General features: G+C 72.0%; 23 protein-coding genes. 13 read left to right on the plus strand and 10 right to left on the minus strand.

Going from position 1 to position 21059, the window contains the following annotated elements; genetic code table 11:
• Positions 1-70 precede the first annotated feature (70 nt).
• From egtC to Plo01_RS31235, 7 genes are all read right to left on the minus strand, one after another.
• The gene (gene egtC, locus Plo01_RS31205) at positions 71-853 is read right to left on the minus strand and encodes an ergothioneine biosynthesis protein EgtC (protein WP_203894317.1); all 783 of its coding nucleotides are present in this window, start codon (positions 851-853) and stop codon (positions 71-73) included.
• Positions 853-2208 carry an ergothioneine biosynthesis protein EgtB gene (egtB, locus tag Plo01_RS31210; protein WP_203894318.1) on the minus strand — a complete coding sequence of 452 codons (1356 nt, stop codon included), beginning with the start codon at positions 2206-2208 and terminating at the stop codon, positions 853-855. Before egtB ends, egtC begins: the two co-directional genes overlap by 1 nt.
• On the minus strand, positions 2205-3464 hold the full coding sequence (gene egtA, locus Plo01_RS31215; protein WP_203894319.1) for an ergothioneine biosynthesis glutamate--cysteine ligase EgtA: 1260 nt from the start codon (positions 3462-3464) through the stop codon (positions 2205-2207). Before egtA ends, egtB begins: the two co-directional genes overlap by 4 nt.
• Positions 3465-3568: 104 nt before the next feature.
• The gene (locus Plo01_RS31220) at positions 3569-3790 is read right to left on the minus strand and encodes an anti-sigma factor family protein (protein WP_239317425.1); all 222 of its coding nucleotides are present in this window, start codon (positions 3788-3790) and stop codon (positions 3569-3571) included.
• Between the two features lie 68 nt (positions 3791-3858).
• On the minus strand, positions 3859-4524 hold the full coding sequence (locus Plo01_RS31225) for an RNA polymerase sigma factor (RefSeq protein ID WP_203894321.1): 666 nt from the start codon (positions 4522-4524) through the stop codon (positions 3859-3861).
• 159 nt (positions 4525-4683) lie between these two features.
• Positions 4684-5139, minus strand: coding sequence for a pyridoxamine 5'-phosphate oxidase family protein (locus tag Plo01_RS31230; protein ID WP_203894322.1), 456 nt, complete (start codon positions 5137-5139; stop codon positions 4684-4686).
• Positions 5140-5292: 153 nt separating this feature from the next.
• Positions 5293-6777, minus strand: coding sequence for a PhoX family protein (locus Plo01_RS31235; protein ID WP_203894323.1), 1485 nt, complete (start codon positions 6775-6777; stop codon positions 5293-5295).
• Positions 6778-7019: 242 nt separating this feature from the next.
• Here Plo01_RS31235 and ybiA point away from each other — a divergent pair, with 242 nt between their 5' ends.
• Positions 7020-7595 carry a riboflavin biosynthesis intermediates N-glycosidase gene (ybiA, locus tag Plo01_RS31240; RefSeq protein WP_239317443.1) on the plus strand — a complete coding sequence of 192 codons (576 nt, stop codon included), beginning with the start codon at positions 7020-7022 and terminating at the stop codon, positions 7593-7595.
• Positions 7596-7671: 76 nt separating this feature from the next.
• On the opposite strand, the gene Plo01_RS31245 is transcribed toward ybiA, so the two are convergent.
• Complete coding sequence (locus Plo01_RS31245; protein WP_203894325.1) at positions 7672-8361, minus strand: class I SAM-dependent methyltransferase; 690 nt, start codon at positions 8359-8361, stop codon at positions 7672-7674.
• 329 nt (positions 8362-8690) lie between these two features.
• On the opposite strand from Plo01_RS31245, the gene Plo01_RS31250 reads away from it, so the two are divergent.
• The 9 genes from Plo01_RS31250 (at position 8691) to Plo01_RS31290 (ending at position 16982) form a co-directional block, all read left to right on the plus strand.
• Positions 8691-9782, plus strand: a complete 1092-nt coding sequence (locus Plo01_RS31250; protein WP_203894326.1) for an ABC transporter ATP-binding protein — start codon at positions 8691-8693, stop codon at positions 9780-9782.
• On the plus strand, positions 9775-11106 hold the full coding sequence (locus Plo01_RS31255; RefSeq protein ID WP_203894327.1) for an ABC transporter ATP-binding protein: 1332 nt from the start codon (positions 9775-9777) through the stop codon (positions 11104-11106). The genes Plo01_RS31250 and Plo01_RS31255 overlap by 8 nt, the downstream gene beginning before the upstream one ends.
• Positions 11103-12107: a carbohydrate ABC transporter permease gene (locus Plo01_RS31260; RefSeq protein WP_203894328.1), complete on the plus strand. Its 1005-nt coding sequence runs from the start codon at positions 11103-11105 to the stop codon at positions 12105-12107. The genes Plo01_RS31255 and Plo01_RS31260 overlap by 4 nt, the downstream gene beginning before the upstream one ends.
• A complete protein-coding gene (locus Plo01_RS31265) occupies positions 12104-12970 on the plus strand; it encodes a carbohydrate ABC transporter permease (protein ID WP_239317426.1) in 867 nt (288 codons plus the stop codon). The genes Plo01_RS31260 and Plo01_RS31265 overlap by 4 nt, the downstream gene beginning before the upstream one ends.
• Before the next feature lie 2 nt (positions 12971-12972).
• Positions 12973-13248 carry a DUF2160 domain-containing protein gene (locus Plo01_RS31270; protein ID WP_203894329.1) on the plus strand — a complete coding sequence of 92 codons (276 nt, stop codon included), beginning with the start codon at positions 12973-12975 and terminating at the stop codon, positions 13246-13248.
• A 51-nt stretch (positions 13249-13299) separates the two neighbouring features.
• Positions 13300-15090 carry an ABC transporter substrate-binding protein gene (locus Plo01_RS31275; protein WP_203894330.1) on the plus strand — a complete coding sequence of 597 codons (1791 nt, stop codon included), beginning with the start codon at positions 13300-13302 and terminating at the stop codon, positions 15088-15090.
• Positions 15091-15231: 141 nt separating this feature from the next.
• On the plus strand, positions 15232-15828 hold the full coding sequence (locus Plo01_RS31280) for a hypothetical protein (RefSeq protein ID WP_203894331.1): 597 nt from the start codon (positions 15232-15234) through the stop codon (positions 15826-15828).
• Between the two features lie 132 nt (positions 15829-15960).
• Positions 15961-16332 carry an ArsR/SmtB family transcription factor gene (locus tag Plo01_RS31285; protein WP_203894332.1) on the plus strand — a complete coding sequence of 124 codons (372 nt, stop codon included), beginning with the start codon at positions 15961-15963 and terminating at the stop codon, positions 16330-16332.
• The gene (locus Plo01_RS31290; protein ID WP_203894333.1) at positions 16329-16982 is read left to right on the plus strand and encodes an SRPBCC family protein; all 654 of its coding nucleotides are present in this window, start codon (positions 16329-16331) and stop codon (positions 16980-16982) included. Before Plo01_RS31285 ends, Plo01_RS31290 begins: the two co-directional genes overlap by 4 nt.
• 9 nt (positions 16983-16991) lie before the next feature.
• On the opposite strand, the gene Plo01_RS31295 is transcribed toward Plo01_RS31290, so the two are convergent.
• On the minus strand, positions 16992-17462 hold the full coding sequence (locus Plo01_RS31295; protein WP_203894334.1) for a DUF2000 domain-containing protein: 471 nt from the start codon (positions 17460-17462) through the stop codon (positions 16992-16994).
• A 114-nt stretch (positions 17463-17576) separates the two neighbouring features.
• Here Plo01_RS31295 and Plo01_RS31300 point away from each other — a divergent pair, with 114 nt between their 5' ends.
• Complete coding sequence (locus Plo01_RS31300) at positions 17577-18071, plus strand: Lrp/AsnC family transcriptional regulator (RefSeq protein WP_203894335.1); 495 nt, start codon at positions 17577-17579, stop codon at positions 18069-18071.
• 25 nt (positions 18072-18096) lie between these two features.
• Here Plo01_RS31300 and Plo01_RS31305 read toward each other — a convergent pair whose 3' ends face one another.
• Entirely contained in the window at positions 18097-19014 is a 918-nt protein-coding gene (locus tag Plo01_RS31305; protein WP_203894336.1) for an NADP-dependent oxidoreductase, read from the minus strand.
• Between the two features lie 91 nt (positions 19015-19105).
• Here Plo01_RS31305 and Plo01_RS31310 point away from each other — a divergent pair, with 91 nt between their 5' ends.
• On the plus strand, positions 19106-20074 hold the full coding sequence (locus Plo01_RS31310) for an AraC family transcriptional regulator (protein WP_203894337.1): 969 nt from the start codon (positions 19106-19108) through the stop codon (positions 20072-20074).
• 45 nt (positions 20075-20119) lie between these two features.
• On the plus strand, positions 20120-21001 hold the full coding sequence (locus Plo01_RS31315) for an SDR family NAD(P)-dependent oxidoreductase (RefSeq protein ID WP_203894338.1): 882 nt from the start codon (positions 20120-20122) through the stop codon (positions 20999-21001).
• Positions 21002-21059: the final 58 nt, after the last annotated feature.

Below are 21059 nucleotides of genomic sequence, written 5' to 3' on the forward strand. Positions count from 1 at the left end.
CCTCCAGGGTCGGTGGGTCGGGCTGGGAGACGGGTCGGGCCGGGTCCCGGCGGGCCGGGCCGCGGGCGTGTCAGAGCGGCTGGACGTGCACGCCGCCGGGCGAGGCCAGCAGCAGGCTCCGGTCCGGTACGGCCCGCCAGCCGGGCCGCTCGTCCAGCGGCTCGCTCGCCACGAGCACGCCCCCGCAGGGACGGTCGTCGTGGTGGACGAAGAGGGTGTCGCCCCAGGCGGTCGCGGCGAGCGAGGCGCCGTCGCAGGCGAGCAGGTTGAGCCGGGCGCCGGGGTCCTTGGCCCCGGCGTGGGAGACGACCTCGGCGAGGGCCTCGCCGAGCGGAAGCCCGGCCCGCCGCCGCGGGAACACCGCGGCGGCCAGCCAGGCGGAGTCGCAGGAGCTCTCCGGGTCGCCGACGTGCTTCGATCCGCCGGCGTCCTCCGGGTCACCGGCGTTCTCCGGGGCGCCGGTCGGGTCGCCGACGAGGTCGCTGACCGCGTCCCGGGCGACGCGGCCGTTGTGGCTGAGCAGCCACCGCCCGTCGGCGAAGGGCGCGGTGGCCGTCTCCTCGACCGGCATGCCGACGGTGGCCGACCGCACCGCGGCCAGCAGGCAGTGCGAGCGGGCGATCCGCGCCAGGGCGGGCAGGTTCGCGTCGGTCCAGATGGGGACCGCGCGGCGGTAGCGGACCGGCTCGGGATGGGCGGGGTCGTACCAGCCCATGCCGTAGCCGTCGGCGTTGACCGTGCCGTACCGCTGCAGGCGGGGCGCGTAGGACTGCTTGAGCAGCCCGTTGTCCGGCTCGTGGATCAGGGAGGTGAGGGTGCGCGGGGCGCCCAGCCAGGCTGCGTGGCGGCACATCAGACCTCCTCCGGGGAGGCCGAACGGGCGCAGCGGAAGCCGGAGAAGATCTGCCGCCGGATCGGGTAGTCCCAGTTGCGGAAGGTCGTGCGGACCGCCGCCGGGTCGGCCGCCCAGGACCCGCCGCGCAGCACCCGGTAGTCGCTCCCGAAGAAGACCTCGCTGTACTCGGGATAGGGGAAGCTGCGGAAGCCGGGATAGGGCAGGAAGTGCGAGGAGGTCCACTCCCACACCTCGCCGATCATCTGCTCGGCGCCGTACGCGCTGGCCCCGTCGGGGAAGGCGCCCAGCGGCGCCGGGCGGGCCGCGCGGTGGCCGAGATTGGCCCGGCCGGGGCCGGGGTCCCCGTCCCCCCAGGGATACTTGCGTGCCCGGTCCGCCACGGGGTCCCAGCCGCAGGCCTTCTCCCACTCGGCCTCGGTGGGCAGCCGCCTGCCCGCCCAGCGGGCGTAGGCGTCGGCCTCGTACCAGCACACGTGCTGGACCGGCTCGTCCGCGGGCACCGGCTCCCGGCGGCCGAAGCGGGTGCGCCACCAGGCGCCGCCGTCCTTCGTCCAGAACAGCGGCGCGGAGGCGCCGCTCTTGTGCCGCCACCGCAGGCCCTCCGCGGACCACCAGCGCGGGTCGTCGTAGCCGCCGTCCTCGATGAAGGCGAGGTAGGCGCCGTTGCTCACCGGGAACCTGTCGATCCAGTAGGCGGGCAGATCGACCCGGTGGGCCGGGCGCTCGTTGTCGTAGGCCCACGGCAGCAGGTCGGTGCCCATCACGAAGGGGCCGCCGGGGACGAACACCTCCTCGGCGCCGCTCGCGGCGCCGGCCCGGCCGGGCGGCAGATCACCCTCGATGACCAGGCCCGGCCGCCCGGACAGCTGCAGCGTGGCGAGCATCGTCTCGTCGTGCTGGTGCTCGTGCTGGATCACCAGCCCGAAGACGAAGCCGTTGCGGCGCAGCGGGTCGGGATCGTTCAGATCGATCTCGTCCAGCACGTCCAGCACCCGGCCGCGCACGCCGGAGATGTAACGGCGCGCCTCCTCCGGTCCCAGGATGGGCAGGGAGGGACGGTCCCTGCGCGGATGCTTGAAGGCGTCGTAGAGGTCGTCGATCTCGGGACGGAGCGGCGTGATGCCGCCCGCCTCGCGCAGCACCCACAGTTCCTCGTAGTTGCCGACGTGCGCCAGGTCCCACACCAGCGGGGACATCAGCGCGGAGTGCTGGCGCACCAGCAGGTCGTCGTCGGCGTCGGTGTAGGTCAGCGACCGGCTCCGCACGGCGGTCAACTCGGCGGCGATCAGCTCCTTGACCTCGTGCTCGTCGATGTCCCGCTCGTCGACGCCCCACACTCCGGCGTTGTTCATGCCCGCGCCTCCTCGATCAGCCAGTCCGGCAGGGACCGTCCCGGCAGGCTCACCAGATCCATCAGGTCGTCGGCCGGGGAGCGGCCGGACGTCACGTAGCGGTCGGCGAAGGCGGCCACCTCGCCGACCAGGCCCGCGGGCGCCCCCAGGCGAGGGAGCGCCTCGATCGCGGCCCGGAAGCAGACCTCGGCGGCCCGCCGCATCAGCGGGTCGCGCAGACCGCACCGGGCCGCGCGCGACCACAGGCCCCGGTGCGGCTCGCAGGCGGCCAGCGCCGCGTCGGCCGCCCGGCCGTCCGTCACCAGGGCGTGGGCCACGGCCGCGCACACCGGCCAGTGCTCCGGGCGCTGGGCGTCGAGATAGCGGATCTCCAGCCATCCGCGGGGCCGTACCGGGGGGAAGACCGTCGTGGCGTGGTAGGCCAGATCGGCCAGGGTCGGCGGGCGCTCACCCCCGCCGAGCCAGTCGCGGAGGGTCGAGCCGTCGCGGACCGGACGGCACCGCGGCTCGCTCCCGGGATCCCCGCCGCCCTCGCGCACGAGCATGAGCCGGGCGTCGAGGAGATACTCCGCCCAGTCCGCGACCGGGTCGCCGGTCGCGGGCACCGGGGCCGTCCGCGTGCGGTCCAGGTTCTCCCAGACCGCCTGGCGGCCCGACATCCAGCCGGTGGGCCGGCCCTCCCGCAGCGGCGAGTTGGCGAAGGCCGCGCTGAGCACCGGCCCCAGCAGGTGCGCGCGCTCCCACCGGGCGGCGGGCTCGCCGCCCAGGTCCAGGTTGATCTGGACGGAGGCCGTGGAGCACATCATCAGCGCCCCGTACGGCGCGTCCAGGAACTCCGCCATCGCGTCGTAGCGGGGCAGGCGCAGCTGCCGCCGCGGCGGCCGTACCGGATCGAGACCCACCCCGGCCAGCACCAGCCCCGCCTCCCGCAGGGCCCCGCGCACGGCGGCGACATCGGCCTCCAGCCCGGCGACCGCCTCCGCGAGCGGCCCCGCCGGACCGGACAGCTCCAGCTGGCCGCCCGGCTCGAACGTCACCCGGCTCCCGCCCGGCAGGCGGGGGAGGGCCTCCTCGACCCTCGCCAGCCGGACGTGGCGGGTGACGTCCGTACGGTCGAAGACCAGGAACTCCAGCTCCACCCCCACCAGGTCTCCGGCGCCCGCCCGATCTCCGGCGGAGCCGAAGCAGTCCCGCGCGTAGCCTTCCACCCCCGCGCGGTCCCGGATCGGCGTCTCCTCGATCGCCAGACCGGTCATCGTCTCCCCTTCCGCCCGACGCGCACGGATCTACAGACCCGCGAGGCGCGCGAACGTTACAGGGATCGCCGGAAATCAGTCCCGGCGCAGGGGAGGGAGAGGAGTCAGGGCCGGCGGTGGCGCCGGTCGCGGAAGGCGGACATCAGGCGGTCGCGCACGTCGCCGCGGAGGCCGTCCTCGGACGGCAGGGCGCCGAGGACGCCGATGACGGCACGGAACTGGTCGAGGCGCCGGTCGCACTCGCGGCAGCAGGCGAGGTGCTGCTCCATCCCCAGCCGCGCCGGCTCGTCGAGGGCGTCCTCAAGGTAGGCCGTGACGAGTTCCACGACCTCAGCGCACCTGAACCGCTTCACGGCGTTGACCGCCTTATCTCTGTTGTGGGTAAACCGTTTCACTACGCGGGCCGCCCAACCGTCTCGAAGTAAACCTCGATCCGCCCTCGCACCCACGCCCGGGCGCGGTGCAGCAGGACCCGCTGGTTGGCCGCGGAGATGTCCAGGATCTCGCAGACCTCCTCCGAGGTGCACCCTTCGACGTCGCGCAGTGTGATCACGATTCGCTGCCTGTCGGGCAGGCCGGCGAGGGCCGTGGCGATCTGGCCTCGCACCTCCGAGGCGAGCGCCTCGTCCTCCGGCGTCGGCCAGAGCGCGGAGAAGTCCTTCCAGGGGCCGGGCGGGACGCCGTCCTCGCCGGGGGAGCGGGAGGGGCGGGAGGAGCCGTCCGACGGCTCACCCCGCCGCTCGAAGGCGCTGCTCCACGGGATCGCCCGGTTCTCACGGACACCGCGTTTCTTGGCCGTGTTGATCAGAATCCGGTGGACCCAGGTCTTGAGCGAGGAACGGCCCTCGAACCCGTCGATCCCCTCGACCACCGCCAGCCAGGCGTCCTGCACGACCTCCTGCGCGGAGTCGTCGGTGGACACGTACGCGCGGGCCAGCCGCAGCATCCCCCGCGACCAGGCGTCCAGCAATGCCGCGAACGCCGCTTCGTCACCGGTGCGCAGCGCGGCGACGACGACGTCGTCCGGGGGCAGCGTGCCACCCGCGAGAGCCACGATCATTTCCTTCCGTCGGGGACATCGGGGACGTCGGAAACATCTGCGGCATCGCGGCGTCCCCACCGGCCGATCTTGGCACCGCCGTACGACATTTCCGATCCCAGCACCCCGGCTGCCGGATGTCGAGTGGATGTCGAGGCGCCGGAGCCGCTCCCCGGCGGGTCACCCGCGCTCGGTCCTCCGCAGCCCGTGCTCGGGCGTCCACCACTCGACGACGAGCATCGTGGCCTTGTCGTCGAGGTGGGTGTGCACGACCTCGGCGATGTCGGCGTGGAAGCGGTCGCCGTCCGGTCCCCCGGCGGTCGATCCGGCGGCGACCGCCCGGCCGGAGATCTTCGCCTCACCCGGCCACTGCGCCTCGGAGCCCTCGACCGGGTCGACCGTGGCGCTGTGCAGGGCGAAACGCGGATCCCGGCGCAGGTCCGCGCCCTTGCGCGCGTTCGGCATCGAGCCGAAGACCAGTTCGCCGTTCTCGAAGACCGCCTCGATCCCGGAGATCCGCGGCGCCCCGTCGGCCCGCAAGGTGGCGATCGTCTTATGTCTGCGGGCGTCGAACAGCGCCCGCACGCGGCGCGCGAACTCCGGCTCCGCCTGCTCGACCTCATGCCATGCCGTCATGGACCCATGATCGCACCGTGTTCCGCCGGAAACCTGCCCTGGTTCCGCCGGAAGCCTGTCCTGGCGGAGACCCGCCAGGACAGCCGTTCTCCTCCGGGCCCGGTCCCGTCCTCCGCCGGGGCCCGCGGGCCCGCTCCCCTGGAGGCCCGTCCCTTACAGCGGCCCGCGTCTCCATGGGCCGCGGATGGCGTAGGTCCGGCCGGGCGGGTCGGTCGCGGCGGTGGAACCGAGGTTGTTGACGAACAGCACCGAGCCGTCGGGGCTGAAGCACGCCCCCGCGAACTCGCTGTCGTCGCTGATGTTGACCGCGAACTCGAACGGTTCCCCGCGGCGGGGGTCCAGGCCGATCAGGCGGTTGACGTTGGTCAGCCCGGGGGCCAGGGGGTGCGGGTCGGCGTCGGCGTCGGAGGAGTCGTCCTCGCACAGCACGATGCCGCCGCGCGGGGTGAAGGTCAGGTTGTCGGGGGAGTCCAGGGCCTTGCGCCCGGGTGACTCGTAGACCAGCACGAGCGTCCCGCCGTCGCGGCGGCCGGGGATGTACTGCCAGACTTGGCCGTAGCCCTCGACGAACCCGTCGGCGTTGGGCGGGTCGCCGTTCTTGGCGTCGCCGCCGCTGGTGGAGTTGAAGAACACGCTGCCGTCGCCCCACCAGCAGCCCTCCAGGCGGTTGAACTTCGCCCCGCCCTTGGCCAGGCCCTGCTGGGTGCAGGTCGGGGCGCCGTTCTCCAGGTCCGGGTCCGGGTCGTCGATGCGCACCCACTCCACCGGCAGGCGGGCGCCCATGCGCTGGCCCTCGCGGCAGTCGTAGCCGTCCTGACCTCTGATCTTCAGCATCTCCAGTACGCCGCCGTCGGACAGCTTCCACGGGTTCCGTGGCCGGTAGCGGTAGAAGCCGTCGGGCTTGCCGGAGTCGTCCTCGGTCTCGTACACGTAGCCGGTGCGGGGGTCGACCGCGACGGCCTCGTGGGAGAAGCGCCCCATCGCGGTCAGCGGCATCGAGGCCGCGGGACTGCCCGGCCCGGGGCCGTCGAGGGGGACCTCGAAGATGTAGCCGTGCTTGCGCTGCCAGCCCTGCGCGGGGCCCGCCGTGGTCTCCTCGCAGGTCAGCCAGCCGCGGTCGCCGAGCATCCGGCCGCCGGCGCAGTTGACGATCGTGCCGTTGAGGCTGACGAAGTGGCGGGTCACCTCGCCGCTGCGCAGGTCCACCTCCAGCGTGGTCGTCCCGGCGACGCCGAGTTCGTCGTAGCGGGCCGAGCCGGGGACGTGCACCCGGCCGACCGGCGACCCCGGCGGGGTGCGGACCTCGTGGTTGCGGATCAACCGGGCGGTGTGCCGCCGGGTGCCGCGGAAGGCGGCCATGCCGTCGTGGGCGATCGGCGTGAGCGTGCCGTCGTCCATCGGCGTCCCGGTCCTGCCGAGGACGACGTAGGAGAATCCGGCGGGCAGGGCGAGGAGCTCCTCGCCGGTGTTGCGGGCCGCCGTGCGACGCAGCTCCCCGTAGCCGACCTCGCCGGGGTCGGACGGCGAGCGGCCCGCCGCGGCCCAGGCGGCGTGGGCTCCGAGCGTGTTGAGCGCCGCCCCGCTGGCGAGCACGCCACCGGTCGTAGCCAGGAAGGATCTTCGGTCGAGGGAAACCATGACGACTCCTCTCACGGAGGACCGGAACCGGCTCTCCATTTGTCCTGACATTATGCTGTCTGGCTGTCCGGTGAACAATCGATGAACGGGAGTTGTCATGAGCATCCCCGCTGACGGCGATCGTGTCCATGGCCGCGGTGCGACTTCTAAAGGAGTCGAGATCGCCGGGCGGGCCGGATATCGTCGGCGGGTCGCGGCCACGGGCTGGCCGGTCGGGGATGGAGGCCGGAATGGCCGAGACGATGGGGGCGCGGGACGTGGAGGCCGTGGTCGCGGCGGTGGAGCGGGGCGAACGGGTCAAGTTCCTGATGTTCTGGGGGCACCGGCCGCCGCGGTCCGGCGGGGTCGGGGCCGGGTGCCTGTCGCAGTGGTGGCCGGCCGACTTCGCCGTGGACGGCGTGACCTACCGCACCGCCGAGCACTTCATGATGGCCGGGAAGGCGCGGCTGTTCGGCGACGGGGAGACCGCCGCGGCGATCGTCGCCGCCGGGCATCCCAAGCAGGCCAAGGACCTCGGACGGCGGGTGCGGGGGTTCGACGAGGAGGCGTGGGCGGCCGCCCGGTACGGCATCGTGGTGCGGGGCAACCTCGCCAAGTTCGGGCAGCACGCCGAGCTGGAGGAGTTCCTGCTGGGCACCGGGGAGCGGGTGCTGGTCGAGGCCAGCCCGGTGGACCGCGTCTGGGGGATCGGGCTGGCGGCCGACGACGAGCGGGCCGGACGGCCGCAGCTGTGGCGGGGGCCGAACCTGCTCGGGTTCGCTTTGATGGAGGTACGGCAGGCGCTTCGTCGGCGGCGCGCGGAGAGCGGACACGGGTGATCCCCGATCGCGTTCGATCTCCGGCCGCGTTCGATGCCTGACCGCGTCGCCCGCGCGGAGGGCTCCGCGCCCGCGCTCACCGGTAGCCGTACACGAACGCGCCTCTCTTCGTGACGGTGATCGGCGTCCGGACCCGCGAGACGGCCGCCGAGGCGACCTCGGGCGGGACGCAGCGGGCGATCAGGTAGTCGCGGACCGCGCGCTCGTCGGGCAAGACGATCAGCGGTGCGTCCCACCACTCGGTCTCGACCCGGCCGAAGACCTCCGCCACCAGCCGGGGCGCGTCCTCGGCGTCGAAGCTCGACGGCTCCGGCCGCCAGAGGTGGGACAGCTCGGGGGAGTCCAGGCGGCTGGGGGAGGCGGTGACGAACACCCCTCCCGGAGCCAGCACGCGATGGGCCTCGCCGATGGCGGCGACCGGGTCGTCGAGGTGGTGGAGCACGTTCACCGCCACGGCCGCGTCGAAGACCCCGGCGGCGAACGGCAGCGCGGTCGCCTCGGCCCGCACGGCCGGGAGCGGGTGGCGGCCCAGCATCGTCGCCGAGGCGTCCAGCCCGACCACGCGCCGCCGGGCGGGTGCCGGCAGCGCCGCGCTCAGGGCTCCCTCGCCGCACCCGATGTCGAGGATGAGATCGGCTCCCGCGACGGTGAGCACCTCGGCGACCCGCTCGTGCTGGCCACGGCCCCCGCTCAGGTATCGCTCGGTCACTCTGGCGGCCAGGCGGAACCGCTCGGGGTCGGCGTCGTAGTCGCGTGGTGTGGCCACCAGGCCATCCTGCCCGCGCGATGGAATGCCCGCCGGGCGGAAAACCGGTCGGCCTCCCGGAACGGCGTGAGCGGGATCTTCATGATGTGGCCCGGCTGCGTGCGGCTTTTGGGTCGTGGCATATTCTGATCAATAAATCCAATTATTGATCAATAAAGCTGGTGATGCCGTGATGGTATGGATTTGTGTGGCGATATCCGGCATCTAGGCATGCACTTCCAGATCATGTTATATGGAGGTGGATATTGGCTGAGAAATATGACCGCACGCCGGAGAGCCCACGCTGACCGCACGGCCTCCGATCATGCTCCGGCAGGGAGGCGGGCGCCGTGACGCTGGTTCTCGATGGCGTTGGCGTCCGGCAGCGCGGAGAGATCTGGCTCGACGACATCACCCTCGAATTACCGGCCGGAATGACGGTCCTCATCGGTCCGCTGGCGGCGGGGAAGACGACGTTGATGAGGGTCGCGGCAGGATTGCTCCCGCCGACGTCCGGGCGCGTCCTGGTCGACGGGAAAGACGTCACGCCGGTCTCGGTGCGGAAAAGATCAGTGGCCTTCGTCTATCAGCAGTTCATCAACTATCCGTCGTTGACGGTGTACGAGAACATCGCCTCCCCGCTGCGCATGGACCGCTCCTTCCCGAAGAAGGAGATCGACCGGCGGGTGCGTGAGGTGGCCGGGCTCATGGGCATCGGCGAACTGCTCGGGCGCAGGCCCGCCGAGCTCTCCGGCGGGCAGCAGCAGCGCACCGCCATCGCCCGGGCGCTGGCCCGCCCCGTCGACGTGCTGCTGCTGGACGAGCCGCTGGCGAACCTCGACTACAAGCTCCGGGAACAGCTGCGCGCCGACCTGAAGGACATGTTCGCGGGCTCGCCGGGCGTGGTCCTGTACTCCACCGCCGATCCGGCCGAGGCGCTGACCTTCGCGGCGCCGACGGTGGTCCTGGGCGAGGGCCGGGTCCAGCACGCCGGCGACGTGGCGGACATGTACGACCGGCCGCCGACGCTGGCCGTCGCCGCGACCCTCAGCGACCCGCCGCTGAACCTCCTGCCGGGCGTCGTCCGCGACGGCCGGATCGAGTGCCTCGGGGCCTCCTTCCCGGCGCCCGGGGCGCAGGACTCCGGCCGCCCCGTCGTCCTCGGGGTCCGCCCCCATCAGGTGACCATCGAGCGGACCGGCCCCGGCGGGCTGGAGTTCCCCGCGGAGATCCGGCTCGCGGAGGTGACGGGGAGCACGACGTTCCTGCACCTGCTCCTGCCCGACCGGCGGCACCTCGTCGCCCAGCTGCCCGGCACCCAGCTGTTCACTCCGGGGGAGCCGGCGGTGGCCTACGTGGACCCCGCGCACGTCTTCGTCTTCGACGAGGCCGGCGGGAGCCTGCTCGCCGCGTCGGCGGCGGAGGTCGATCTGCATGGCTGACATCCGCCTGGAGGGCGTGTCGCACAGCTACGACGGGGGCCGGACGTGGGCGCTGAAGCCGATGACGTGGACCTGGCGGAGCGACCGGGCCTACGCCCTGCTCGGCCCGAGCGGGTGCGGCAAGACCACGCTCCTGAACATCATCTCGGGCCTGATCTCGCCGACGACGGGACGGATCTGGCTCGGTGACCGCGAGGTCACCGCGGTGCCGACCGCGGGCCGCAACATCGCCCAGGTCTTCCAGTTCCCGGTCCTGTACGAGCAGATGTCGGTGTACGACAACCTCGCCTTCCCGCTGCGCAACCGCGGCTATCCCCGCGCGGAGGTCGATCGGAGGGTCCGTACGGTCTCCCGCATGCTCGGGCTGGACGGCCACCTCGGGCACAGATCACGGCGGCTGGACCCGGGCCGCCAGCAGATCGTCTGCGTGGGCCGCGGGCTGGTCCGCCCCGACGTCGCGGCGGTGCTGCTCGACGAGCCCCTCACCGTGATCGATCCTGCGCTGAAGTGGACGCTGCGCAGCAAGCTCAAGGAGATCCACCGCGACACCGGCCACACGCTCATCTACGTCACCCACGACCAGACCGAGGCCCTGACCTTCGCCGACGAGGTGGTCGTCCTCAAGGACGGGGAGATCGTGCAGGCGGGCGAGCCGACCGAACTGTTCCTGACGCCCGCCCACGAGTTCGTCGGCCACTTCATCGGCTCGCCCGGGATGAACGTGGTGCCCGCCGAGATCGCCGGCGGCGTGGTCAGGATCGGCGGGACGGCCGTCGGGCGCGCCGCGGGCGAGAACGGCGACCTCCCGCCGGGACCCGTGCGGATCGGCGTCCGCCCGGAGTTCGTCCGGATCGCCGACGGGCGGGACGCGGCGGACCGGAACACCGGGGCGAGGGCGGCCCCGGGCCTGCGGGTACGGATCACCGGCGTGGACCGCATGGGGTCCTACCACCTCGTGCACGCCCGGGCGGACGGCCACGCCCTCGTCTCCAAGACCGATCCCGGCTCCCGGCACGACCCGGGCGCCGCCGTGTTCTTCCGGTTCGATCCCGGCCGGGCGTTCCTGTTCCGGGACGAGGTCCGGTGCGGGACGCTCGCGCCGCTCGACGGGCCTGCCGAAAGGCCGCCCGAAGGGCTGCGAGAAGGGCCCGGAGAAGGACGCGGAGAAGGGCCGGAAGCGGGGCTGCGCGAAGAACCTCACGCAGGACACCGCGAAGAACCCCGTGCGCACCGCGAAGAACCTCACGCAGGACACCGCGAAGAACCCCGTGCGCACCGCGAAGAACCTCGTGAGGGACACCGCGAAGGGAGGGAGGGAGCGTGACCGGCAGGGGCGCCGACGAGATCTCCACGACGGGCGCGACCGTCGCCGGCGGCCAGGTGACCGGGGAGGTCCTCACCGGCGACGTCCTGGCGGGCGCCGCCCGCGAGGCTCCCGGCGAGCAGGACGCGTCCCGGGCGGACACCAGGACGAGGAACAACCGGGCCTGGTTCCTGGTGCTCCCGGTCGTGGTGTCGGTCGCCTTCACCGCGGTGATCCCGCTGATGACGGTCGTCAACTTCTCCGTGCAGGACATCTTCAGCCCCACCGACCGGATCTTCGTGGGGCTGGACTGGTTCCGGAGCGTCACCCGCGACCCCGAGATCCGCGCCGCCCTCCTGCGGACCCTGCTCTTCTCGGCCCAGGTGCTGCTGCTGGAGATCCCGCTCGGCGTGGCGCTGGCGGTGTCGATGCCGCGACGCGGGGTGGGCGTGTCGGCGGCCCTGGTGCTGGTCGCGCTGCCGCTGCTCATCCCGTGGAACGTGGTGGGCACCATCTGGCAGATCTTCGCGCGGGGCGACATCGGGCTGGGCGGCTGGACGATCAACAACGTCCTGGGCGTCAACTTCAACTACACCCTGGACTCCACCGACGCCTGGATCACGGTCCTGCTCATGGACGTCTGGCACTGGACCCCGCTGGTGGCGCTGCTGGCCTACGCGGGCCTGCGGTCGATCCCGGACCCGTACTTCCAGGCGGCGCAGATCGACGGGGCCTCCGCCTGGGCGACCTTCCGCCACATCCAGCTGCCCCGTCTGCGCGGCGTGCTGACGATCGCGATCCTGCTGCGCTTCATGGACAGCTTCATGATCTACACCGAGCCGTTCGTGGTGACCGGCGGCGGTCCCGGGAACGCCACGTCCTTCCTGAGCATCCTGCTGTCGAAGATCGCCGTCGGGCAGTTCGACCTGGGACCGGCGGGGGCCTTCTCCCTGATGTACTTCCTCATCGTGCAGATCGTCTCGTACGTCTTCTTCACGGTGCTCACCAGGACGGGGAGGTGAGCACCGTGGCCGGAGAAGGCAGGCGGACGGAACCGGTCGCGGTGGCGGCGAAGGCCCGGCGGCAGCTCCCGTGGGCGCGCACGGTGTTCTGGTTGTACGCCGCGACGCTCATGCTCCCCCTGCTGTGGATGTTCGGCATGTCCATCCGGCCGAACGAGGACATCCTCGGCAGCTTCTCGCTCTTCCCGCAGCGGGTGACGTTCGACAACTACCAGACGTTCTTCACCGATTCCGTGTGGTACTCGAGCTACCTGAACTCGATCGTCTACACGTCCATGAACGCGGTCATGTCGCTGATCGTGGCGCTCCCGGCGGCCTACGCCTTCTCCCGGTTCCGGTTCGCAGGGGACAAGCACCTGTTCTTCTGGCTGCTGACCAACCGCATGGCCCCGCCCGCGGTGTTCCTCCTGCCGTTCTTCCAGATCTACCAGAGCGTCGGGCTGTTCGACACGCACCTCGGGGTCGCCATCGCGCACATGCTGTTCAACGTCCCGCTCGCCGTCTGGATCCTCGAGGGCTTCATGTCGGGCATCCCGCGTGAGATCGACGAGACCGCGGCGATCGACGGATACTCCCTGCCGCGGTTCTTCATCCGCATCTTCCTGCCGCTGATCCGTTCCGCGATCGGGGTCACCGCGTTCTTCTGCTTCATGTTCAGCTGGGTCGAGCTGCTCATCGCCAGGACGATCACCTCGGTCAACGCCAAGCCGATCGCCGCCACCATGACGCGGACGGTCAGCGCGGCCGGGGTCGACTGGGGGCTGCTCGCGGCGGCGGGCGTGCTGACGATCATCCCGGGAGCGGTCGTCATCTGGTTCGTCCGCAACTACATCGCCAAAGGGTTCGCCCTCGGGAGGGTCTGACCATGATCGAGTGGATGGTGTGGACCCCTCCCACGGCCCTGGTGTTCGCCGGGCTGGCCCTGCTGCTGGCCGGGATGACGGTGTGGGCCAGGATCTCGCCGCCGGTGGCGCGGCGCGGCTTCCTGCGGATCGAGACCGACCGGGGCGACCGGCTGTACATCGGCCTGATCAGCGCGGCGGTCGTGCTGACCGTGTGGATCGCCGTCACCGACCTGTCGATGTGGCTGGCGCTGGCGTGCGCGCTGCTGGTCCTCCTGGTGATCGGCAGATGGGGATGACCCGAGAGGCGACGCCGGCCTGAGAAACGCTGGCCTGAGAGGAGTCAGACGATGTCGTTAACACTCAAGAGAACACTCAGGAGGCGGGCGGTCGTCGTCCTGTCCGTTCTCGGGCTGATGGCCGCGGCGGCGTGCGCCCAGGATGACGAGGGAGGAAGACCCGCGGGCGAGTTCGACGAGGCGAACGCCAAGGCGGCGGCGCAGCGCTGGGTCACCCGGGAATTCACCCCGAGCACGCTCTCACGCGACCAGCAGCTCGCGGAGATGGACTGGTTCACCAAGGCCGCGGCGCCGTACCGCGGCATGGAGATCAACGTGGTCTCCGAGACCATCACCACGCACGAGTACGAGTCGCAGCAGCTCGCCAAGGCGTTCACCGAGATCACCGGGATCAGGCTCAAGCACGACCTGATCCAGGAGGGCGACGTCATCGAGAAGCTCCAGACCCAGATCCAGGGCGACCAGAACATCTACGACGCCTACGTCAACGACTCCGACCTCATCGGCACCCACTCCCGCGGCGCCTACGTGCTGCCGCTCTCGGACTACATGGCCGGTGAGGGCAAGGCGGTCACCTCGCCCACACTCGACATCGAGGACTTCATCGGCATCAGCTTCACGACCGGGCCGGACAAGAAGATCTACCAGCTCCCCGACCAGCAGTTCGCGAACCTCTACTGGTTCCGCTACGACTGGTTCACCGACGAGAAGATCAAGAAGCAGTTCAAGGACGCCTACGGGTACGACCTGGGCGTCCCGGTCAACTGGGCCGCCTACGAGGACATCGCCGACTTCTTCACCAACAAGGTGAACGGCGACGGCACCGTCGACGGCAAGAAGGTCTACGGCCACATGGACTACGGGCGCAAGGACCCGTCCCTGGGCTGGCGCTTCACCGACGCCTGGTTGTCCATGGCCGGCAACGGCGATCCGGGCATCCCCAACGGGCTGCCGGTGGACGACTGGGGCATCCGGGTGGAGGACTGCCGCCCGGTCGGCTCGTCGGTGAGCCGCGGCGGCGACACCAACGGCCCGGCGTCGGTGTACGCCCTGACCAAGTACGTGGACTGGCTGAAGCGGTTCGCGCCGAAGGAGGCGGCCGGGATGAACTTCAGCGAGGCCGGTCCGGTCCCGGCGCAGGGCAACATCGCGCAGCAGATCTTCTGGTATACCGCCTTCACCGCCGACATGACCAAGCCGGGGCTGCCGGTCGTCAACGAGGACGGAACGCCCAAGTGGCGCATGGCGCCCAGCCCGCACGGCGCGTACTGGAAGGACGGGAACAAGCTGGGCTACCAGGACGCCGGCTCGTGGACCCTGCTGAAGAACACCCCCAAGGAGCGCCGGGCCGCGGCGTGGCTGTACGCCCAGTTCGTCACCTCCAAGACGGTCTCGCTGAAGAAGTCCATCGTCGGGCTGACCTTCATCCGGGACACCGACGTCAAGAGCGACTACTTCTCGGAGAACGCCGCCAAGTACGGCGGGCTGATCGAGTTCTACCGCTCGCCCGCCCGCGTGCAGTGGACCCCGACCGGGACCAACGTGCCCGACTACCCGAGACTGGCCCAGCTGTGGTGGCAGAACGTCGCCACCGCGGTGACCGGGGAGACGACGCCCCAGCAGTCGATGGACAACCTCGCCAAGCAGCAGGACGACATCCTGTCCCGGCTGGAGCGCCGCGGGTACGGCGGCGCCTGCGCGCCCAAGCTGAACCCCGAGCAGAACCCCCAGCACTGGCTGGACCAGCCGGGCGCCCCGGTGCCGAAGCTCGCCGACGAGCGGGGCAAGCCGGAGACGCTCGACTACGACAAGCTGCTCGCGCAGTGGAAGAACGCCGACTGACCCGCCCCGGCCCCGACTCCAGCCCCGCTCCCGGCCCGCATCGTCGTTCCGGGCCGGGGCCGCGGGCTGGTGTCCCGTTATGTCCGCGATCAGTTGGGCATCGAGGGGGGTGACAGGGAAAAGCCGCAGGTAGGAATGGTCATGAACAAGCGAGCACCGCACGGGACGGCTCCTCGGACCGAGGAGGACAGGGAGCGGGAGAAGGCGAGGGAGGAGTACAAGGGCACCACCTTCGACCCCGAGCTGCACAACATGGGCGGGGACGTCGGCCCCGCGTCGATCCGCGGCTCCAACGCCAAGCCGGGCGGACGTCCGTACGACGACGCCGAACCCAAGAGCGGCTGGTCCGAGCCCATGGGATACGTCACCGGCCGGGACGACGAGTCGCCGGCGACGGCGGGGTCGGACGAGAAGGCGGTCGGGGCGCGGACGGACGAGATAGAGGGTCACATCGAGACGATCGCCGGCCCCAGCCCGCATCCCATGCCTCCGGGGACGGACGGTCCTCGCGGCACCCCGCAGGACGCCGCCCGCCGGGCGAAGGGTCCGGTGGAGGACGGCCCGGACGACGACGGGCCTCGCCCCGGTCGCACCGCCCCGCCCAGGGAGGGACATGTGGGAGCCGACCTGGACTGGGTCGACTCCGACGAGGACGACCCGGACGGCGGGTCCGGCCGGACGTCGGAAGGGGACGGCGGCTACCTCCCCGGGGAGGCGACCGGCCGCCCCGGCAGGTGAGGCGCGGCCGCCCCGGATCCGATCCGGGGCGGCGATCCCGACACGGAAGCCGGGGTCCGTGTCGGCGGGCGGGGCCTTCCGGCCCCTACATAGAAGTTGACTTATATAAGTCGCTGTTATTATTTTGATGGCGTGCACGCGTTCAACGTGCTCGGGGACCCGGTGCGCCGCAGGATCCTCGAGCTGCTCGCCGACGGCGAGATGACCTCGGGTGAGGTGTGCGGGACCGTCCAGCGGGAGTTCGGCATCTCGCAGCCCGCCGTCTCGCAGCATCTCAAGGTGCTGCGGGAGAGCGGCTTCGCGACGGTGCGGGCTGAGGGCACCCGGCGCCTCTACGCGGTGAACTCCGACCCGTTGCGCGAGGTCGACGTGTGGCTCGATCGTTTCCGGCGCTTCTGGACCCCCCATCTGGACGCGCTGGAGACGGAACTGGCCAGGGGCAGGCGCGAACGCCGCCTCCGCGACTCCGATGAGGACCCCGCCCGGAAGGGGAAGAGTTCATGATCGACGTCACCCACCAGATCAACGCCGCCCGGCGGAAGGTCGGCACGCGCGTGCTGGAGGCGGGGGAGGCGCGCACCGTGACGATCAGCCGGACCTACGACGCCCCCGTCGACGATGTCTGGGACGCCTGCACCAACCCCGAGCGCATCCCCCGGTGGTTCCTGCCCGTCTCGGGCGAGCTCCGGCTCGGCGGCCGGTACCAGATCGAAGGCAACGCCGGCGGGAAGATCGAGCGCTGCGACCCGCCCACGGGCTTCTCCGCCACCTGGGAGTACGGAGACGAGGTCAGCTGGATCGAGGTCCTGCTGACCCCCGGCTCCGAGGGCGGGACGCTCCTGGTCCTGGAGCACATCGCCCACGTCGACGACACGCGGTGGGCCGAGTTCGGCCCCGGCGCGGTCGGCGTCGGCTGGGACCTGATGATCCTGGGACTCGACGGCTACCTGTCCGCCTCCGAGAGCAGGGTGACCCCGCAGGAGGCCGAGGCCTGGAGCCTCTCCGAGGAGGGCAGGCGGTTCGCGGCGCTCAGCAGCCGGCGGTGGTGCGAGGCGAACATCGCCGCGGGCGCCGACGAGGCCGCCGCGCGGGCGGCCGGGGAGCGCGTCACGGCCTTCTACACCACCGTCCCGGACGAGCCGCCCGGATCGTGACCGGGCGGCTCAGCGCAGCAGGGGGAGCCTGCCGGTGAGGCGTTCCACGTCCGGGCGGGAACCGAACAGGCTCACGGCGTGGTAGGCCAGGTCCTCGCTCCGGGTGCGGGCGAGCTCGTCCAGGTAGTCGCGGTAGACATTGGTCCGCTGGGCGATCGTGGCCATGTCCGTGACCAGCAGGTCCGGTACGGCCGCCGCCTCCGCCGCGACCCGGCGGACGACGGCGGCCGGGGCGGCCAGCACCGCGCAGCCGGTCCAGGGCAGCCCCGGATGCGCGCGGCCCGAGGCGTCGGCGCCGCCCGCGCCCAGGATCGCCGGCACGGCGTTGCCGACGGACGCGGCCAGGCAGGCCACGGCGTTGGCCTGGAGCCCGCGCGGCAGGTCCCGGTCGACCAGGATCGCCCACTTCACCGGCAGCTCCCGGGTGGGCAGGTCGGGACGGTAGCCGAAGTCGGCCGTCCAGCTCTCCAGAACGGTCATCTGCATCCCCTTCCTCCGAATTTCAGGAAGGAACATCGCACCTTCGCCGATGAAGTCTCAACGTGAGATGTCGGATTCCGAAGAAAATTCGGAATGTCATGGCACCATGCGTCCATGGACGAAGTTGATGCGGCCATCCTGGCCGAGCTGCAGCGCGACGGCCGCCAGACCAACCGGGAGCTGGCCGAGCGCATCGGCGTGGCCGCGTCCACCTGTCTGGAGCGGGTGCGCTCCCTGCGGAACAGGGGAGTGATCGAGGGCTTCCACGCCGAGGTCAACCTCGCCGCCATGGGCCGCCCGGTCCAGGCGCTCATCCACGTCCGGCTCCACCCGAAGATCCGCGAGTCGGTGGAGGCGTTCCGCGACTACGTCACCGCGCTGCCCGAGACCCTCGCGGTCTTCGTGGTGTCCGGCGGCGACGACTTCATCATCCAGGTGGCCGTGCGGGACACCGGCCACCTGCGCGACTTCGTCCTCGACCACGTCGCCCGGCACCGCACCATCGCCGACGTCCGCACCTCCCTGGTCTACGACCACATCCGTAAGACCTCGGTGGAGGAGCTCCCGCCGGAGCGGCCGAGCCCGCCCCGGACGGGCCGCCGCAGATGACCGCCCCGGTCCGGGCCGGGACCCTTCAGGGAATGAGGAGCGTCTTGCCGGGGAGCCGCCCGGTCTCGGCGTCGCGGTGCACCGAGGGAAGTTCGGCGAGCGGGCGCGACTCGGCGACGTCGACCCGCACCGCGCCGGCGTCGACCAGCTTCACCAGCGCGGCGAGGTGGCCGGTGTCGTTCCGGACGACGAAGCGCACCGCTGTGAGGTGCGGTCCCGCCAGCTGTTCCACCTCGACGGTGGCGGACACCAGCACGCCTCCCGGCCGGATCAGCGGCACCAGCTCCGCGGCCTGCGAGGGGGTGACCGCGGCGAAGTTGAACAGCACGTCGACCGGCTCGTCCAGCGCGTCGGCGAGGGGGGCGGCGGTGTAGTCGACGATCCGGTCGGCGCCGAGCCGCCGGACCGTCTCGGCGCCGCGCGGGCCGGCGGTGGCGATGACGTGCGCCCCGAGGCGCCCGAGGAGCTGGATGGCGAACCTGCCGACGGTGCCCGAGCCGTTGACCAGCACCCGCTGCCCCGGCCCGACGTCCGCGTGCTCGAACACCGCCTGCCACGCGGTGACCCCGGCGATCGGCAGGGCCGCGGCATGGGCCAGCGGAATGGTGGCGGGCGCCGCGACCAGGAGGTCGGCCGCGGCGGTCACGTACTCGGCCGCCGCGCCGCCGTCGAGCCGGCCGACGACCCGGTCTCCGGCGGCGAACGCGGACACGCCCGCGCCGACCTCGGCGACGACCCCGGCGACGTCGCCGCCGAGCGTGTACGGCAGGTCCAGCGGGAAGACCGAGCGCAGCCAGCCCCGGCGCATCCCGATCTCGGACGGATTGAACGACGTCGCGGCGACGCGGACGAGCACCTGGCCGTCACCCGGCGCCGGACGGGGAACGTCGTCCTGCCGGATGACCGAGGCGTCGCCGTACCGGTGGATTCGCATGGCTTTCATGTCCCCCAACCTACGATCACACAGGAAGACGATAAATGCTTAGAAGTCCCTGTTGTATACGTCATCGTCTCCGGCGCATTATGATCGCGGCATGGACGTGCTGAGCGACGTGCTCGCGATCATGCGCACCGGCCGGCCGCGATCGGCGCAGGTCACCTGGCACGCCCCCTGGGCGCAGCGGTTCGCGCCCGTGCCCGGCGCCGTGGGCTTCCACGTGATCCTGCGGGGATCGTGCTGGCTCATGCAGCCCGGCGCCGACCCGCTGCCCCTGTCCGCCGGGGACGTCGTGTTCCGGCCGCACGGCCGGGGCCACACCCTGGCCGACGACCCCTCCACCCGGCCCGTCGCGCCCGCGTGCCACCCGAACGAACCGGCCGCCCTGCGGCGGTACGCCGTCGACACCGTCGGCGCGCCCTCCGGCGACGGCGGTCCGGCCGCCGTGGTCCTCTGCGGCGCCTACGAGCTCGACCCCGCCCTCGTCCACCCGCTCCTGCACGACCTGCCGGAACTGGTTCACATACCCGCGCACCTCGGGCGGCGTCCCGAGCTCCGGGCCACCGTCGACCTGCTCGCCGCCGAGCTGGCGCAGCCCCGCCCCGGCGCCGACGCGCTCATCCCGGCGCTGCTCGACACGCTCCTGCTGTACATCCTGCGGAGCTGGTTCGACCGGCGGCCCGCGCCCCGCGCCACCGGCTGGGCCGCGGCGCTCAACGACCCCGCCGTCGCCGCGGCGCTGCAGGCCATGCACGACGATCCCGCGCGGCCGTGGACCGTCGCCGCCCTCGCCGCCGAGGCCGGCCTGTCACGCGCCCCGTTCGCCCGCCGTTTCACCGCCCTCCTCGGCCAGCCGCCGCTGACCTACCTCACCTGGTGGCGCCTGACCGCCGCCGCGCGGCTCCTGCGGCAGAGCGACGCGCCGCTGAACGTCATCGCCGGCAGGGTCGGCTACACCTCCTCGTTCGCCTTCGCCAACGCGTTCAAGCGCCGGTACGGCACCGCCCCCGGCCGATACCGCGGCCGGGGGCGGCGGGCCGCCGAGCCGGCCGGCGTCAAAAAATAGAGAGACGCTCTAGAGAACCTCTCTAGTCTTCCCTACACTCCCCGCATGGAATCAACACGCGCAGACCGGCCCGGCTCCCCTCCGACGATCGTGGTGACGGGCGGCAACCGGGGCATCGGATACGCCGTCGCGGCGGAACTGCTGCGCCACGGCTGTGACGTGGTGCTGGTCAGCCGGGACAGGGGTCGGGGCGAGGCCGCGCGGGCCGCCCTGACCGCCCCCGGCACGGCGGGCCCGCGCCTCGTCGTGGGAGGCCTCTCCAGTGTCCGGGCGGTGCGCGCCACCGCCGAGGCGATCCGCGAGTTGTGCCCCCGCCTCGACGTGCTGATCCACAACGCCGGTCTGTGGCCGAGCCGCCGCGTGCTGACCGAGGACGGGCTGGAGGAGGCCTTCGCCGTCAACCACCTGGCGCCGTTCCTGCTCAACCACGAGCTGGAGCCGTTGCTGGCCGCCTCGGGGGCCAGGGTCGTGCAGGTCGGCGCCGGGCTGTACGTCAAAGGACAGGCCGATCCCGAGCGCACCCCCACCGGACTGGACTTCCACCCCGTACGGACCTACGCCGACACCAAGCTGTGCAACCTGCTGCTCCTGCCGCGGTTCGCCGAGCGCTGGCGGGACGCCGGAGTGACCGTCAACGCCGTGCACCCCGGGGTGATCCGCACCGGCCTGGGGGATCGGGGCGGGCCCGTGGGCTACCTGCTCAAGGCCGTGAAGCTGCTGTGGAAGAGCCCGGAGGCCGGGGCCGGGCCCGTGGTCAGGCTGGCCCTGGCCGAGGAGCTCGCCGGGCGGACGGGACTCTACTTCAACCTGGAACAGGAGGAGGCGCCGGCCCCGGTCGCCGCCGACGCGGAGCTCGCGGGGCGGCTCTGGGAGCAGGCGCTGGAACTCGCGGGTCTGGAGCGGACGCCGCCGCCCGCCCGTCGCTGAACGGCCGTACCATCGCCTGACGACTGCTGATCTCCGAACGGCTGTGATGTCACCGAAA

The sequence above is a fragment of the Planobispora longispora genome (assembly GCF_016863135.1).
In the GTDB taxonomy this organism is placed as follows: domain Bacteria; phylum Actinomycetota; class Actinomycetes; order Streptosporangiales; family Streptosporangiaceae; genus Planobispora; species Planobispora longispora.

Bases quoted from the DNA above. Each gene is read 5' to 3' on its own strand.
- egtC (WP_203894317.1), bottom strand. From the start codon at position 853: ATGTGCCGCCACGCAGCCTGGCTGGGCGCCCCGCGCACCCTCACCTCC.
- egtB (WP_203894318.1), bottom strand. From the start codon at position 2,208: ATGAACAACGCCGGAGTGTGGGGCGTCGACGAGCGGGACATCGACGAG.
- egtA (WP_203894319.1), bottom strand. From the start codon at position 3,464: ATGACCGGTCTGGCGATCGAGGAGACGCCGATCCGGGACCGCGCGGGG.
- Plo01_RS31225 (WP_203894321.1), bottom strand. From the start codon at position 4,524: ATGATCGTGGCTCTCGCGGGTGGCACGCTGCCCCCGGACGACGTCGTC.
- Plo01_RS31230 (WP_203894322.1), bottom strand. From the start codon at position 5,139: ATGACGGCATGGCATGAGGTCGAGCAGGCGGAGCCGGAGTTCGCGCGC.
- Plo01_RS31235 (WP_203894323.1), bottom strand. From the start codon at position 6,777: ATGGTTTCCCTCGACCGAAGATCCTTCCTGGCTACGACCGGTGGCGTG.
- ybiA (WP_239317443.1), top strand. From the start codon at position 7,020: ATGGGGGCGCGGGACGTGGAGGCCGTGGTCGCGGCGGTGGAGCGGGGC.
- Plo01_RS31255 (WP_203894327.1), top strand. From the start codon at position 9,775: ATGGCTGACATCCGCCTGGAGGGCGTGTCGCACAGCTACGACGGGGGC.
- Plo01_RS31270 (WP_203894329.1), top strand. From the start codon at position 12,973: ATGATCGAGTGGATGGTGTGGACCCCTCCCACGGCCCTGGTGTTCGCC.
- Plo01_RS31275 (WP_203894330.1), top strand. From the start codon at position 13,300: ATGTCGTTAACACTCAAGAGAACACTCAGGAGGCGGGCGGTCGTCGTC.
- Plo01_RS31280 (WP_203894331.1), top strand. From the start codon at position 15,232: ATGAACAAGCGAGCACCGCACGGGACGGCTCCTCGGACCGAGGAGGAC.
- Plo01_RS31290 (WP_203894333.1), top strand. From the start codon at position 16,329: ATGATCGACGTCACCCACCAGATCAACGCCGCCCGGCGGAAGGTCGGC.
- Plo01_RS31295 (WP_203894334.1), bottom strand. From the start codon at position 17,462: ATGACCGTTCTGGAGAGCTGGACGGCCGACTTCGGCTACCGTCCCGAC.
- Plo01_RS31300 (WP_203894335.1), top strand. From the start codon at position 17,577: ATGGACGAAGTTGATGCGGCCATCCTGGCCGAGCTGCAGCGCGACGGC.
- Plo01_RS31305 (WP_203894336.1), bottom strand. From the start codon at position 19,014: ATGAAAGCCATGCGAATCCACCGGTACGGCGACGCCTCGGTCATCCGG.
- Plo01_RS31310 (WP_203894337.1), top strand. From the start codon at position 19,106: ATGGACGTGCTGAGCGACGTGCTCGCGATCATGCGCACCGGCCGGCCG.
- Plo01_RS31315 (WP_203894338.1), top strand. From the start codon at position 20,120: ATGGAATCAACACGCGCAGACCGGCCCGGCTCCCCTCCGACGATCGTG.